The 14851-nt window shown below is 37.5% G+C and carries 15 protein-coding genes; 5 read left to right on the forward strand and 10 right to left on the reverse strand.

Annotated elements, in window-relative coordinates; genetic code table 11:
* Window positions 1–43: 43 nt before the first annotated feature.
* Both J3U71_RS09725 and J3U71_RS09730 read right to left on the reverse strand, forming a co-directional pair.
* Complete coding sequence (locus tag J3U71_RS09725) at window positions 44–907, reverse strand: NAD(P)-dependent oxidoreductase (protein ID WP_267393981.1); 864 nt, start codon at window positions 905–907, stop codon at window positions 44–46.
* 106 nt (window positions 908–1013) lie between these two features.
* Window positions 1014–1865, reverse strand: a complete 852-nt coding sequence (locus J3U71_RS09730) for a helix-turn-helix domain-containing protein (RefSeq protein WP_267393983.1) — start codon at window positions 1863–1865, stop codon at window positions 1014–1016.
* A 253-nt stretch (window positions 1866–2118) separates the two neighbouring features.
* Between J3U71_RS09730 and J3U71_RS09735 the strand changes: the two genes are divergently transcribed.
* Complete coding sequence (locus J3U71_RS09735; protein WP_267393985.1) at window positions 2119–3864, forward strand: 1-deoxy-D-xylulose-5-phosphate synthase; 1746 nt, start codon at window positions 2119–2121, stop codon at window positions 3862–3864.
* Window positions 3865–3891: 27 nt separating this feature from the next.
* A complete protein-coding gene (locus J3U71_RS09740) occupies window positions 3892–4764 on the forward strand; it encodes an alpha/beta hydrolase (protein WP_267393987.1) in 873 nt (290 codons plus the stop codon).
* Between the two features lie 11 nt (window positions 4765–4775).
* On the opposite strand, the gene J3U71_RS09745 is transcribed toward J3U71_RS09740, so the two are convergent.
* The 3 genes from J3U71_RS09745 to J3U71_RS09755 all read right to left on the reverse strand — a co-directional run bounded on the left by J3U71_RS09745 (window position 4776) and on the right by J3U71_RS09755 (window position 6751).
* Window positions 4776–5129 (reverse strand): MerR family transcriptional regulator, encoded by a 354-nt coding sequence (locus J3U71_RS09745; protein WP_267385024.1) that lies wholly within the window; start codon window positions 5127–5129, stop codon window positions 4776–4778.
* 180 nt (window positions 5130–5309) lie between these two features.
* Entirely contained in the window at window positions 5310–5684 is a 375-nt protein-coding gene (locus J3U71_RS09750) for a hypothetical protein (protein ID WP_220235016.1), read from the reverse strand.
* 683 nt (window positions 5685–6367) lie between these two features.
* Window positions 6368–6751, reverse strand: a complete 384-nt coding sequence (locus J3U71_RS09755) for a DUF2255 family protein (protein WP_220232569.1) — start codon at window positions 6749–6751, stop codon at window positions 6368–6370.
* A 169-nt stretch (window positions 6752–6920) separates the two neighbouring features.
* Here J3U71_RS09755 and J3U71_RS09760 point away from each other — a divergent pair, with 169 nt between their 5' ends.
* From J3U71_RS09760 to J3U71_RS09770, 3 genes are all read left to right on the forward strand, one after another.
* On the forward strand, window positions 6921–7796 hold the full coding sequence (locus tag J3U71_RS09760) for a LysR family transcriptional regulator (RefSeq protein WP_267393991.1): 876 nt from the start codon (window positions 6921–6923) through the stop codon (window positions 7794–7796).
* A 99-nt stretch (window positions 7797–7895) separates the two neighbouring features.
* Window positions 7896–8591, forward strand: coding sequence for a carboxymuconolactone decarboxylase family protein (locus J3U71_RS09765; RefSeq protein ID WP_267393993.1), 696 nt, complete (start codon window positions 7896–7898; stop codon window positions 8589–8591).
* A gap of 16 nt (window positions 8592–8607) precedes the next feature.
* Window positions 8608–9615, forward strand: coding sequence for an aldo/keto reductase (locus J3U71_RS09770; RefSeq protein ID WP_267393995.1), 1008 nt, complete (start codon window positions 8608–8610; stop codon window positions 9613–9615).
* A 50-nt stretch (window positions 9616–9665) separates the two neighbouring features.
* On the opposite strand, the gene J3U71_RS09775 is transcribed toward J3U71_RS09770, so the two are convergent.
* The 5 genes from J3U71_RS09775 to J3U71_RS09795 all read right to left on the reverse strand — a co-directional run bounded on the left by J3U71_RS09775 (window position 9666) and on the right by J3U71_RS09795 (window position 14840).
* Entirely contained in the window at window positions 9666–10442 is a 777-nt protein-coding gene (locus tag J3U71_RS09775) for an ABC transporter permease (RefSeq protein ID WP_220235012.1), read from the reverse strand.
* A 2-nt stretch (window positions 10443–10444) separates the two neighbouring features.
* Window positions 10445–11215 (reverse strand): ABC transporter permease, encoded by a 771-nt coding sequence (locus J3U71_RS09780; RefSeq protein WP_267393998.1) that lies wholly within the window; start codon window positions 11213–11215, stop codon window positions 10445–10447.
* The gene (locus J3U71_RS09785; RefSeq protein ID WP_220268896.1) at window positions 11205–12155 is read right to left on the reverse strand and encodes an ABC transporter ATP-binding protein; all 951 of its coding nucleotides are present in this window, start codon (window positions 12153–12155) and stop codon (window positions 11205–11207) included. Before J3U71_RS09785 ends, J3U71_RS09780 begins: the two co-directional genes overlap by 11 nt.
* A gap of 209 nt (window positions 12156–12364) precedes the next feature.
* Window positions 12365–13042 (reverse strand): SDR family oxidoreductase, encoded by a 678-nt coding sequence (locus tag J3U71_RS09790; RefSeq protein WP_220268895.1) that lies wholly within the window; start codon window positions 13040–13042, stop codon window positions 12365–12367.
* 346 nt (window positions 13043–13388) lie between these two features.
* Entirely contained in the window at window positions 13389–14840 is a 1452-nt protein-coding gene (locus J3U71_RS09795; RefSeq protein ID WP_267394001.1) for a glycoside hydrolase family 1 protein, read from the reverse strand.
* Window positions 14841–14851: the final 11 nt, after the last annotated feature.

Consider the following 14851-nt stretch of genomic DNA (forward strand, 5'->3'; position numbering starts at 1 on the left):
CCCATTAGTATCGGTCGTTTTTTAGTTTGCAATTTTAACGCAGCTAATTCCACCAAAGTTTAATTAAGCCCTGCGTTCCTAAATCGCCTAGTCCTTTTTCATCAACCAGTTTAGCGTAAAGCTCAGCCGCTTTCTCGGTTGCCGGCAACTCAAGTTTCATTTCCTTAGCCGTATCTAGCGCAATTCTGAGATCCTTTAAAAAGTGCTTGCTAAAAAAGCCCGGAGTGTAATCACCCTTTAAAACTCGGGGACCATAATTGCTTAAACTCCAGTTTGCCGCACTACCGGCACCCACAGTTTCTAGCACGGCATTAAGATCAAGTCCAGCCTTCTTGGCATAAACCAGCATCTCTGTCATTCCAGTCATTGTACCTGCAATCATAATTTGATTAGCCATCTTTGTATTTTGTCCTGAACCAGCTGGGCCAAAATAATGAACTGACTTGCCAAAATCATTAAAAAGATCTACCAAATCATCGTAGGCTGCCTTATCACCACCGACCATAATCGTCAGCGTACCATTTTTAGCACCCAAATCACCACCAGATACAGGTGCATCCAAAACTTTAGCGCCAAGCTTTTCACCTTCGGTAAAAATGCGCTGAGCAAGTGCCGGTTTTGATGTGGTCATGTCAACCAAGTACTTATCCTTAACGGTTGCTGTCAAAATCCCATTTTCGCCAAAGTAAACTTGCTCGACATCTTTAGGAAAACCGACGATTGAAAAGATCACTTCGGCTTGCTCAACTACCGCTTTTGGACTTTCACACCAAGTCGCACCCTTAGCAACCAAGTTATCCGTTTTACTTTTTGTTCGGTTGTAAACCCAGAGCTCATGACCAGCTTGCAATAAATTGAGGCAAATCGCATTTCCCATTACCCCGGTTCCAATAAAACCAACTTTCATTAAGAATCACTCCTTTATAACCAATGGTTTCCATATATAAACCTATCATAGCACCAGTTTTTTTATTTGCTAGCAAGCCAATAGATTTTTATATTAGCCAGCGCTCCTAATCGCAGTATTGGCGGAAAAAAGAATCCACTTCACTACCATACTCAGGCATCCCTATTAAGGTAAAGTTTTTAATTGCCCATTCACACTTTTCCAAATACTTATCTTGATGGTCAAAATGATAATTAACCATGTTTTCAAGCACCAGCAAGACGTTTTTATAGAAAAACAGCTCTGGCCTTGTTGCCATCTTAGCTGCTGCTTTAATCAACCAGCCGGTATCGTCATATCGCTTAGCTTTAATTAAATCAATCAACAAATTGCCAATTATGCCTAATAATTCTGTTTGATGCCGCGACTTATCCGACTTTTGCAATTTAGCAATAACTTTTTTGCTAAAGAGCAGGTTGCTGTCAAGGTCATAAAATGGCATCAAATTGATATAAACTCGTAATTTGGTTTCGTCAAAATCAGTAAAATCAAACAGCCACTCTTTTAATTGTGCACGTTTTTCTGCACTTAATTTTTCTGGCTGATTATTAATTTCCACCTCGACTGCATCAAGGTAAAGCAACCACTTGTCTTGATTAGCCATTGTACTATCTTTAACATATTGCCTAATTTCCTTCAGCTTGGCCTGATCATTTTGATACCATGCTTGGTTAATTGCATGATCAACAAATTTAAATTCATCAAATTGTTGCCGTTCACTATCATCCAGCCTTTGAAAGAAATCCCACAAGCCAATTTGGTTTGCGCGCAAGACTGCAATCAAGTCTTCGGCGGTAATGCGATGCTTATTTTGTTCAACTTTTGAATAATACGAAGGGCTGACAATGCCAGCCGCCCATTCTTTTTGCGTCTTGCCATTTTCAAGTCTGTACTGTTTTAATAAAGCGCCAATTGTCATTTTGCTATCCCATTATTTTAGTTCCAAACATTATTCTTAATAATGATTATAATACTAAAAACTGGTTAAAAAATTTCCAATTAATATTTGACTTAACCTTAGCTCTAAGTATTACAATTTTAATGATTAATCGCTTTATTGCGGGTATCCAGATCGTAAATCAATCTACGAACTTTCTTCATCCCAAATAAAGTATTTTATAATTAAAGCAGTCAACAATCATCTATTTAATTGTGCAGGGAGGCACTTTTTCATGAATAAGCATGAAGATTTTTTATTAAATAAAATTTCTGGTCCCCAAGACCTTAAAAAATTAAGTATCGTAGAAATGGAACAATTAGCCACAGAAATTAGGACACTAATTTTGGAAAAAGACGCATATGAAGGCGGACACCTCGGCCCTGACTTAGGAATTGTTGAAGCAACCATCGCCTATCACTACGTATTTAATGCGCCAAAAGACAAGATCGTCTGGGATGTTTCCCACCAAACTTATCCCCATAAAATGCTAACAGGACGAGCAAAAGCTTGGCTTGATCCTGATCATTATGAAGACGTTACGCCATATACTAATCCTGATGAAAGTCCCTATGATTATTACTCAATCGGCCACACCTCGACCTCAATTGCCCTGGCAACCGGAATGGCCAAGGCACGTGATTTACTAGGCGGACATGAAAATATCATGGCTTTAATTGGTGACGGGTCAATGACTGGCGGCCTAGCTTTTGAAGGTCTTAATAATGCCGCAATTGAGCAACATAACCTAGTTGTCGTCGTTAATGATAATCAGTGGTCAATTGATAAAAATGTTGGTGGACTGGTTACGGCACTGCAGAAATTGCGTGATTCTAATGGCGAAGCGGCAGAAAATCCTTTCAAGGCAATGGGCTTTGATTACCGTTACGTTGCAGATGGTAATGACCTTCAAGCAATGATTAACGCTTTTAAAGCGGTCAAAGATGTCGATCACCCAATCTTGCTGCATATCAACACGCTTAAGGGTAAAGGCTATAAGCCTGCCATTCAAGATGAAGAGGCCCACCATTGGGTTAGTCCCTTTAATTTAGCTACTGATCAACCGACAGCCGCAGTTTCATCTGCGCCAACCCCTAATTCGATTGCACTAGATGTCATCAAGGAGCAAATCAAGGCTGGCCAAAACATTATGGCAATTAATGCTGCCATTCCTGGCGTCTTTGATCTTGACCACTTTAAGCAAGAGTACCCGGCAAACTATACCGATGTTGGCATTGCCGAGCAGGAATCAGTTGCCTTTGCTGCTGGTTTTGCTAAAGAAGGCGGCATTCCAGTTTTAATGGAAAATTCCACCTTTTTACAGCGCGCTTTTGACCAGCTTTCCCATGACGTTGCAGCCAACGACCTACCAGTAGTCATGCTTGTTGCTGGTGGCCGAATTTCAAATGGTTCTAAGACTCACCTTGGCATTTTTGATCAAGTAATGGTTGCCAACTTGCCCAACTGGCTTTACTTAGCTCCAACGACTTTAAAAGAAGAACAAGCAATGCTTGAATGGGCAATCAAGCAAAGAAAGCATCCAGTTGCCATTAAATTACCCGCTAACGTTCCTGTCAGTGATGACCAAGAAGTTGCCACTGATTATAGCGAATTAACATACCGCATCAATCCTGGGCAAAAGGTTGCAATTCTTGCCCTAGGCGACTTCTACAGCCTCGGAAAACAAGTTGCTACCGCGCTAAATGCAACGTTAGTCAATCCTATTTCCGCCAATATTTTAGATCAGGCAGCTTTAGACGAACTAGCAGCTAACCACAAAGTCATTGTTACCTTGGAAGATAACACCTTAGACGGCGGTTTTGGTCAAAAAGTAGCTTCTTATCTTGGTCAAAAAGATGTCAAAGTCCTTAATTACGGGCAAAAGCGGGTTTATACCGACCAAACTCCTGTTGAGCAAATCTACCAGGATAATCATTTGACGGTTAAGCAAATTACAGCTGATATTAAAAATATACTTTAGACTCTCAAAGTCTACTAAGGATTAAAAATGACGAAAAAAAGCAAGGCAGTTCTGAGTGGCTTGTTAGCAATTCTTGTGTTACTAGCTTGCTGGTGGCTCTTCTTTAATAAGGCAGAGCAAAAGCAAAATCCAGCTAAAACAATTGCTACTCCCACCATCTTTGTTCATGGTTGGGGCAGCAGCTATCATGCAGAAGAAAGCATGGCAAATTATGCCCGCGCTTGTAACGCGACTAACTCAATTATAAGAGCTGACGTTAGTCAAGACGGCAAAGTTACGTTTGATAAAACCATCAGTACTAATGCTAAAAATCCCATCATTGAGGTCAACTTACTTAATAATAAAAGTATTTTCCCAGATGAAACCGATCAGGCTCGTGCTTTAACTAAAAGTAGTAATTACATTAAAGACGTAGTAGTAGCGCTGCAGAAGAAATACAATTTTAATAAAATCAATTTAGTCGGTCATTCCATGGGCAACCTGCAAATTGCCTATTATTTAAAAAATAATGCAGCTAATTCCAAAATGCCGCAATTGAATAAACAAGTTTCTATTGCAGGCCATTATAACGGCTATCTCGGCGAACTCGGCGCACCCAAGCATACTATTTTAACTAAAAATGGTAAGCCAGAAAAAATGGATACTGGCTACAAAGGACTACTGCCTTTAAGAAGGACTTTCCCGCAAAATGCCCGCGTACTAAATATCTACGGTAATACTGGTAACGGAACAGATGGTTCAGTTGACAATAACTCCTCCCGCTCTTACCGTTACTTAGTTAGTAAACGCGCACGATCTTACCAAGAACACGAATTTCACGGGCAAAACGCTCAACACAGCAAGCTGCATGAAAACAAGCAGGTAGCTCAGTTACTGGTTAAATTTTTATGGGCAAAATAAAAAATAACACTTTACTTAATTTTGCCCTGATCGTACAAAGTGATTTTAGTTTTTAAGCGCGTAATTGTTTGCTGGATGTTGTGATTTTCTTGTTCAAGCTTTTCTAATTCTTTAACTAAAATTGCGCGCCGGGTTTTTCTAGTATCCGTGCCCTTTTGAACTAATTTAGTATATTCGAGTAAGTCATTAACGGGAATTCTCACTTGACGCATGCATCTGATAAAGCCAATCCAGTTTATATCAGCTTCGCTATAATTTCTAATGCCGTCTTTGCGCTCTATTGGCGGAATTAAGCCAACTTTTTCATAATAGCGCAGGGTAACTGGAGTTACGTTAGTTTTTTGCGCTGCTTCTGCTATTTTCATCCTGTTAATCTCCCAATTTTTTACTTTAAACAAAGTATAATTTGACTTAACAATAAGTCTTTTACGCGGCCCAAAAGACAAAAGCACCTATCCAGTTTATATTTATACTTCTAATGCCGTCTTTGCGCTTTATTGGCGGAATTAAGCTAGCCTTTTTATAGAGTATGCCTCTAAAATTAATTATTTTCTTTTACTTTTTAATAAGTCTAAAACAATTATTATTACCTGCTGAACAAGCCAAAGTAATAATGAATAAATAGATATAACACCCAGTAAGATATTTTTCCCATCTAAATAGTATAAAACTATAAAGACGAAGAACATCGCTAAATAAATACGCTCTGAATAAACTACAACTTTGTGATCAACTAAGTAATCCGTTTCAGAAGAAGTTGATTTTTGGTTTTTACTTGTGGGCCATAATGCCACTGCTAATGTTAGTAGTGCTATTATTATTTCCCTTGGACTACGCCAAGGAGAAAAATCTTTTATCGCAATTATTAATAATATAATGCCTATTGAAATAGGAAAAATTTTACTAAGTTTTATCTTCATAATTCACACCTTATAAAATTTAATCATTTTTGCCTAAACTTTATAAGTAATCCATCAAAAACTTATTGCACATCTGTCAACATCATTAATTTCCAAAATGCGATTTCATTCACTGAAAAAAATAATAATTGATGTACCACGTAACCAATCTTTCATAATATTGCTTACTAATTTAGATGTATATACCTATCCTTTTATGCCTTTAGTATACAATAAAAAAGAAAAAGGAATTAAAGATTGGCGTATTCGACAATTCTTAGTCAAAATAGTCCCTTTTTTTGCATAAATTTTTGTAATTGCTCGCTATACTCGCTCATTCCAATCAAGTTAAGAAATTAATTATGGTTTGATTAGCCAGCATTCGCTTTAGACCATACTTTAGACCATATATCATTGTTAGTTTACTTTTTAGACGTAGCTTTGCTGGTAGTAATTTAGTTTTAATTGTTATCGGAATTAATCTCATGTCAGATATTACCGGCTTTCATTTAGGTAGGCTCGAAATGCCTCTAATTAATGATACCGAAGAACTTGCTGAAGCCGAAGGCTTTGAAAAATAGCATTAATGATATCATTTATTTGGTTGCACAGTTGATCGGATCCGGCTTACTACTATTCCAATTTAGCACCTTAAACTTCCTAGTAGTTGGAGCTTTTCGCTTACTAATATCTTCTAGACTAGCTTAATCTTGCTTTGGCGTAATACATATTGCTGCTTTAATTGCCGCCGGAGAAGTCATCCCTTCTAATGGGCTCTGACCCTCATACTTTTGATGATATGCCTGATTTATTCGCTGATCCATTTCAGTATTGTTGCTAACAGCGGTAAAGTTAACTTGATAAGTTTGATTGCCAGCTGTGATTTGACCTGCACCTTGCTTTACGGCTGCTTGATACCACTTAGAATCTTGTCCGTGATATGCCCTAATATAAATTCTACCTGCAATAATCACAAACCAAATCGTTACCGGCGTGGCGTGAGTTTTGCCATCTTCATAAAAAGGCTCAATTTTAATCGCCTCGTCATGAGTAAAATTATCTAGGACCGCTTTTGACCATTCATTCATTTGAAAGACTCCTTTCAATACTAGTTAAAAGATGATGATATCTTAATTGTAGATACTTACTTTACCGATGTGAAATACTCATTAATGATTACTAAACATAACCAGTTTGCATTAAAAAATAGTCAAAAATCACTAACTAAAAACAGATAAACATATAAAGAGAAAGAAAATGGAATTACGAGTTTTAAATTACTTCGTTGCGGTTGCACAAGAAGGCAATATGACACACGCAGCACAAAAACTGTTAATCTCCCAACCCGCATTGTCTAGACAAATTGCGGATCTAGAAGATGAATTAGGCGTTAAGTTATTTAGCCGCAAGTCACGGCGATTGACGCTTACTCCTGCTGGACAATACCTGCTAGAGCAAGCTAAAGAAATCTTGGCTTTAACTGCCAAGACTAAAAGCAATCTAGAATCATCTTCTTTTATTAGTGGCGACTTAACCATTGCTGCTGGCGAAAGTATTGGTATGCAGCGCATCATGAATGTTGTGAGTGCGATTATTAAAGAGCACCCAACCGTTAAAATTCACCTTTTAAGCGGCGACTATAGTTATGCCGAACGTAAGCTAACTAACGGCATAGTTGATTTTGCGGTTATTATTGGGGATGCACCCACACCAAATTACGCCTCTTTAACTTTGCCTGAAAAAGACACTTGGGGCGTATTAATGAATACTAGCGACGCGCTAGTCAAACAAGAAATGATTACGCCACAGGACTTAGTTGGTCGGTCAGTTTTAAATTCACAGCAGGCGGTCAATTTTCATACTTTTCAAAATTGGCTGGGCAATTACAAAGAAAAGGTCAACTTTATTGGTACTTATAACCTAAACTTCAATGGCACTTTGCTGGTCAAAAATAATGCTGCACTGATGCTAACCCTGGATAACCTAGTTAACACTTCACCCGGCTCTGGCGTCACTTTTAGAAAGCTTGCGCCCCAATTGCAATACCCAATTAAAGTCGTTTGGAAACGCGAGGTCAGTCTATCACCTGTAGCGGAACTATTTTTAAAATTGCTAAAGGAATCAATCTTTTAACCGTTATAATTACTTAAAATTATCTTTAATCATGCACGATAAGCATTTTACACTATTAATAATTCACACTAGAATTTAGTTAATAAAGGAGAAAATACTGTGAATAAACCACTTATCGAAGAATTTAACCAATTAGTTACCCCTTTTGTTAATGATGTTAACAATCATTGTGCAAAGCACTTACAAAAAGATCGCTTTTTAATTCCAATAATTGCTAGTATTACCCAGGGAATAATTAAGCAGCTGCCTGATCAAGTTGAGCAAGCACTAAATAAGCATGTTGAGCCTGAAACAATTACCGAAGTAATTTACCAATTAGTACCTGTTATCGGCACATTAAAAGTTGAGCAGGCATTATCTTGTATTCAAAAAGTTTTTGCTCAGCATCAAGTTCAGCTGTCTCTAACTGAAACTGCAACCGATCAAGATTTTGGCGCTAGAGTGCAAAGTAGGCTTTACGGTACAGAAATCAAGAACTTACTAAAAGATTTGCCCGATGAAGCCGGTCAATTTATTCCACATGCGTTAACGCAGCACTTTTTTAATGATTTTTATAGCCGGAAGACTTTGCCGGTTCGCGATCGCGAGCGCTATGAATTACTAGCTCTTATTACATTAAATGTTGAATTTCAGATCAGGGCTCATGCACGCGGAAGTTTAAAGGCTGGCAATACCGAAAGCGAATTAATTTGGTCAGTAATCCAGCTTTTGCCTTACGTTGGTTTTCCCTTTGTTATCAATAGTGTGCAAGTAATTCATCAAGCTGCAAGTCAATTAGCCGAAGAAAATTCGTAAGAAAAGAGGAATTATGATGAAATATACTAAATTAGGTCACACCGGTTTAGACGTGTCGCGAATTTGTTTAGGTACAATGGGATTCGGACGTCCAGAAGCTGGCATGTTTCCTTGGGCAGTTAATGAACAAAAAAGCGAGGAAGTAGTCGCACAAGCATTAGACTTAGGAATTAATTTTTTTGATACTGCTAATATTTACTCCCATGGCGACAGTGAAAAATATCTTGGCGCGGCCTTAAAAAAATTAGCCCCACGCGACCAAGTAGTCGTTGCTACCAAAGTTTTTTATACACCAACTGATGATCCTAACCAGCATGGCTTATCACGCAAGGCCATCATGACGCAAATTGATCAAAGTCTAACACGCTTAGGAATGGATTATATTGATCTCTATATTATTCATCGCTGGGATTACCAAACACCAATTGAAGAAACAATGGAGGCTTTACATGATCTTGTTAAAGCAGGAAAAGTGCGTTATCTCGGCGCTTCAGCTATGTTTGCCTGGCAATTCGAACAAGCGCAAAATATAGCTGAAAAACATAACTGGACCAAATTTATTTCCATGCAGAACCACTACAATCTCTTGTATCGTGAAGATGAACGCGAAATGATTCCATATTGCCAAGACCAAGATATCGCATTAACACCATATAGCCCACTTGCTTCTGGCCGCCTGACTAGGCAATGGAGTGGCAATACTTTGCGCTACAAGACTGATAAGCCAGCGCAAGTAAAATATGATGCGGACAAAGAAAAAGATATGCCAATTATCAAGCGTGTGGGTGAACTTGCCGCTAAGTACAATGTGCCGCAAGCACAGATTGCCTTAGCTTGGCTGCTTCACAAACCTCAAGTAGCTGCTCCAATTATTGGTGCAACTAATCCTAATCACCTTAAATCCTCTGTCGATGCCGTTAATTTGGACTTATCTACTGAAGATTTACATTACCTTGAACAACTGTACACGCCTCATCGGGTTGTAGGACCATTGACTCCCGCAGACCAAAACTTTACTCGCTAAAAATTAAAAAGCCTTTGACTGAAAAATCAAAGGCTTTTTACTTACTTAAATTAGCTACCAGTACTTTGGTATCTCTGCAAAAAGAGTCGCCACAATTGGTAAATAAGTAAAAAGAATAAAATACAAACTGCCGGAATAATTCCCAGCCAGATCCATTCATGCTCTTGAGCAATTTTTTCTTGCGGAATTGAGGCTACCCAGCCTAGTGGCAACACAAAAGTTAAAACCAATCTAAATCCTTCCGCATAGATTGATAACGGGTACTTGCTCATCTCAAAAAAGTCAAACGTGGTTTCAGCCAAGTCGGCTAAGCCATTAGACCAAAGTGAGACAATATTGCCCAGAATTGCTAAGCTTAAGAAAATTAAAGAAGTAAACAGTGAAATAAAAATAAACATCACCGTTATGTACCAGGGATTATGTAGCCGAATATCAACCAGCACTAACAATAAAAGTGCAACCAGCAAATCACCCCACGCGTCTTCATCAACTCGCTCATTGACTAGCTGGAAAAGCGGGCTAACCGGTTTAATTAGGATCGTATCAAGCTTACCCTGATGAAGATAGTCGGAAATATTAAGCGCATTAATAAAAAAGCAGCGAAAGATTGCAAATGCAAGCGTCGCCAAGGCATAAGTAAGCAGTAATTGCTCAAAACTATAACCCTTGATTCGTGGTACTAAATTGAAAATAAACCTCAGAGCAACAATATTAAGTACATTCTGAATAATCATGCCTGCAATCGCAAAGTAAAAATCAAGATCATAAACAGCAAGAGATTTTAAATTAACTTTTAAATAGGCAAAAAACAATTTTAGATATCTCATTTTTAGCCTCCTTGAACTACTGTTTTAGTAACTGCATGTTTAAAAAGGTACTTATACACGAAGCTAAATAGTAATAAATATAAAATTTGGATCAGCACTACTTGGCTAAAAAATGACCAAGATGGTGTTTCAGCCAACATTCCGACCGCACCAAACGAATACTGAAACGGCAAATAAGAAGACAGCGTTTTTAAAGCATCTGGATAGAAGTTAGCTGGAAAAACATTTCCGGCAAGAACAAGCAAAACTGCTTCCTTAAAGGTAGAAATTCCCCAAATACTGTATGTATAAAAAGAGAATGTTCCCAGAATTAGTTCTAACTCAAAATATAAAAAGTACGCTAAGCAACCAGCTACTACGACCATTAATATCGCTGATAAAGAGACTTGGAAATTTAAGAGCCAAAAATAAAGTACTAAAATGACTAAGCCAATTACTAAAAACTTAGCAATAGAATAACCTAAACTTTCCCAGAGTAACTGAGTTCGAACAGCCAGTGGCTTTAGCAAATCAAGCGCAATATCACCCGAACGTACCTTATCGTTAAGCGTATAGCTAGATTTAGGAAACAAAATCGTTAATAACTGCATTAATAACAGATAACTAACTGTCTGCCGAAAAACTGCGTTTGGCCGTCCTATTAAAACAGCTTTCCACAAAAAATACTGGACAATAAATGAAATTAGCGCTGAAAAAAGCCAAAAAACTAAGGCAGATTTCGATGCAAAACCATTTTTGATACCTATTTTTATTAAGGTCAATCTATATTTCATGGGCATTACCCCCTGCAATACGACTGAGCAAGTATTCAAGCTTATTATTTTTAACTTCAATATTCTCAATTGGAACACTGGCAGTTAATTGGCTCAGAATTTCTTTAATATTTTTTTGTTCAATGTCAGCTAGTTGAAAGTCACCGTTTGTAAGCTGCATTAATTGAGGCCACGTTTGGCGTAAATCAGCATAGTTACTGCTGCTACTAGTAAAAGTAATCGTTGCCGGTACTGCTAAATTGGCAATTTTTGCGCTGTCAAGATTGAGCACCAAATTACCCGCATTCATAATCATGATTCGGGAGCATGTCTGCTCCACTTCAATTAGATCATGCGAGGTGAAAATAATTGTTTTATTTGTTAGCCTTTTTAAAAAAGCAATCAGACTGTTTTTAGTTAAAACATCAAGACCGATTGTTGGTTCATCAAGAATAATTAGTTCAGGATCATGAATTAAGGCCGCAATAAATTCTGCTTTCATTCGTTGACCTAAACTAAGCGTACGCACTGGCTGACTTAGAAAGTCCTCAGCACCAAGCGTTTTAGTTAATTGGTTCAGCCTGCTATGAAAGTCTTTGTGATCTACCTGGTAAAGTTCCCGGTTTAATAGCAAGGTATCCATTACCGGCAAGTCCCAGCGTAACTGACTTCTTTGCCCAAACACTACACCAATCTTACGGGCATTTATTTGTCGATTATCAACTGGATTCACACCAAAAGTTGTAATTTTACCTTCATTAGGCTGCAAAATTCCTAAGATCATTTTGATTAAGGTGGATTTGCCTGAACCATTTAGGCCGACAAGACCCACATGATCACCTTGATTAATTTGCAAAGAAACATTTTTAACCGCAGCAATAGTTTGTTTCGTTCGGTGAAAAAAGTCGACGGAAGTTACTTTCTGATATTGTTTTGTTAAATTTTCCGTTTTAATTATCATTATGTCTCCACTCAATAAGATTAAACTATCAGTTTCATCCCCACAACGAAATTGACACAACCTATAATGAGCCAGTCACAAAAGTCTTAATTAATTATATCATTTATTTTTAATATTAGCATTTTTATTTAGGCTAACAGAATTAATGCAACATAAAAAGACAAGATTCATCAAATCTTGTCTTCTTAGCTAAATTGAAATTAACTTGTTTAGTTGAATTGCTCAATTGCCTGCACAATCGGTGTATCACCATTAGCTAAATCAAATTGCTGCTTATGCAATCTAGAACTTTCAATAATAGAAGCAACCGTTTCGGCAACATCTGCTCTAGTAATGCTTATATCATCTATTGACTGCGTCAATTGTGAAGCTATCTGAATTTTTCCAGTAGCAGGTTGATTAATTAATCTTGCTGGCCGCAGAATCGTGTAATCCAAAGAACTGTGCAAAAGCCACTCATCAGCATAGTACTTGGCTGCGTAATAATAGCTTTCTGGAGCTCTAGGTGGAACATTATCTGACCAAAAGCCCCGGTCATTGGCCTTAATTGAACTAATCATGATGAACCGACTAACATTTGTCTTTTCAGCAGCATTAATTGCCTTAACCGCACCATCAAGGTCAATCATCATCGTTGCATCCGCACCAGTTTTTCCACCTGAGCCAGCAGCAAATACGACCACGTCAACTCCTTGCATTACCTGTTCAAGTTGTGCTTGTGCTTTTGTCAAATCAACATACGCAGTCATAATATTTTGTTGTTGATATTCTTCCTGTTGGCTAGCTGAGCGCAAGCCCGCAATTACTTGACAGTTTTCCTTTGCTTGTAAAATTTGTACTAACTGCCGGCCAATCTGACCGTGTGCTCCAATTACCAAAATTTTCATGGTTTATCTCCCGTTCAATACTAATCTATATTTTCTTTATTTAATCATGGTGACAACTTTTAGGCAATTTAGGCCTGCAAATAAAACGGACAAGTTTCTAATTACCAGTCCTCTTTATTGCTCGCAAACAATTAATTTCATACTTAATTTTGGTCGCTTCATTTACTATTGGTAGTGTAGAAAAAAGGCCACACCCCGATTGAATATCGGAATACGGCCTTAGCGAATATGAAATAATGTTAACGTCCAATTCTAGAGGTTAACTTCATTCACATAACTAGGACTGGTCTTTTTAATTAATTCGTAACTATGCTAACTGCCTTTAAAGCAGCTACATACAGCCAAATCATTTTGATTTTTTTGGCTCAAACAAAGTCATGCCACGAGTTTCAATCACTTTTTTATACCAATAAAAAGAGTCTTTAGGAATTAATTCACCTGATCCTTTACCATAGTTATCATAATCAACAAAAATAAAGCCATAACGTTTAGTCATTTCTGCCGTGCCAGCACTGATAATATCAAATGGAGCCCATGAACAATAGGCAAAAATATTCGCACCATCTTCAATTGCTTTCAGTACAGCTTTTAAATGTTTCTCAGTATAATTTATCCGATAAGAGTCGTGAACTTTTTTCTCAGCAGTTAAAACATCGTTATAACCAAAACCATTTTCTCCAATCATCATTGGTAAATGGTACCTATCCCAATAAGTTGAAAGCCTTACATACAAACCAGTTGGATTAATTGCCCACCCCCAGTCATTAGCCTTAAGATAAGGATTTGCCTCCACTTGCTCTGGATCCATTGAATCCTTAGTAGCATCCACAACATTTGAATAATAGTAACTAATACACAAAAAATCAGCTGTATTGTTTTTGATTACCTGTAAATCATCATCCTCAATTTTCAAATTGATATTATTATCTTTAAAATAATTCAAAATGAATTGGGGGTATTTTCCACGAATTGCAACATCACCGAAATAATACTGTAACCGATTTTTTTTAAATGTTCGTAAAGTATCAGCTGGTGACGGAGTTAACGGATCAGAAAGAGAATCTGCAAGCATTACTCCCATTTTCAGGCTAGAATCAAGCTGATGAGCATATTCTGTTACTTGTGCAGATGCTATAAACTGGTGATGAACAGCCTGATATTTAGCTTGCCGATAGTTTTTTACTTTATCTTGCAAAATTCCTAAAGATGCAAAAGCTTCTAAATGAATTAAGTTAATCTGATTGATAACAATCCAATATTTTACCTGTTTATGATACTGTTGGAGAATAACTTTGCTGTAATGAACAAATAGATCAATCAGCTTTCGATTATACCAACCCCCATACTTTTGGACCAAATTAAGCGGTAGCTCATAATGATTGATTGTTACAATTGGTTCTATTCCCTTTTTATGCATATAATTAAACAAATTATCATAGAATTGTAGACCTTTTCCATTTGGCTTATCCTCATCACCATTGGGAAAAATGCGGGTCCATGCAACTGAAAGTCGCAAAGTTTGACAATTCATTTGAGCCAAAGCATCAATATACTCTTGATAGCGCTCATAAAAATGAACACCCTGCCGCTTAGGATAATAATAGTCACCGTTAATATAGTTACTTAAAGCTTTTGAATCCATATTATTAAAATGTAGTTCTGTTTTTGGTACATTTGGTAAATATGGTTGAATGTCAGCTGTACTAAGTCCTTTACCATCTTGCTTAAACGCACCTTCTGCTTGATTAGCAGCTATTGCTCCACCAAACATAAATGAATCTGGAAATGTTTCTCTCATTATTAATCCTC

This window comes from Lactobacillus sp. B4015 (genome assembly GCF_026536055.1).
In the GTDB taxonomy this organism is placed as follows: Bacteria; Bacillota; Bacilli; order Lactobacillales; family Lactobacillaceae; genus Lactobacillus; species Lactobacillus panisapium.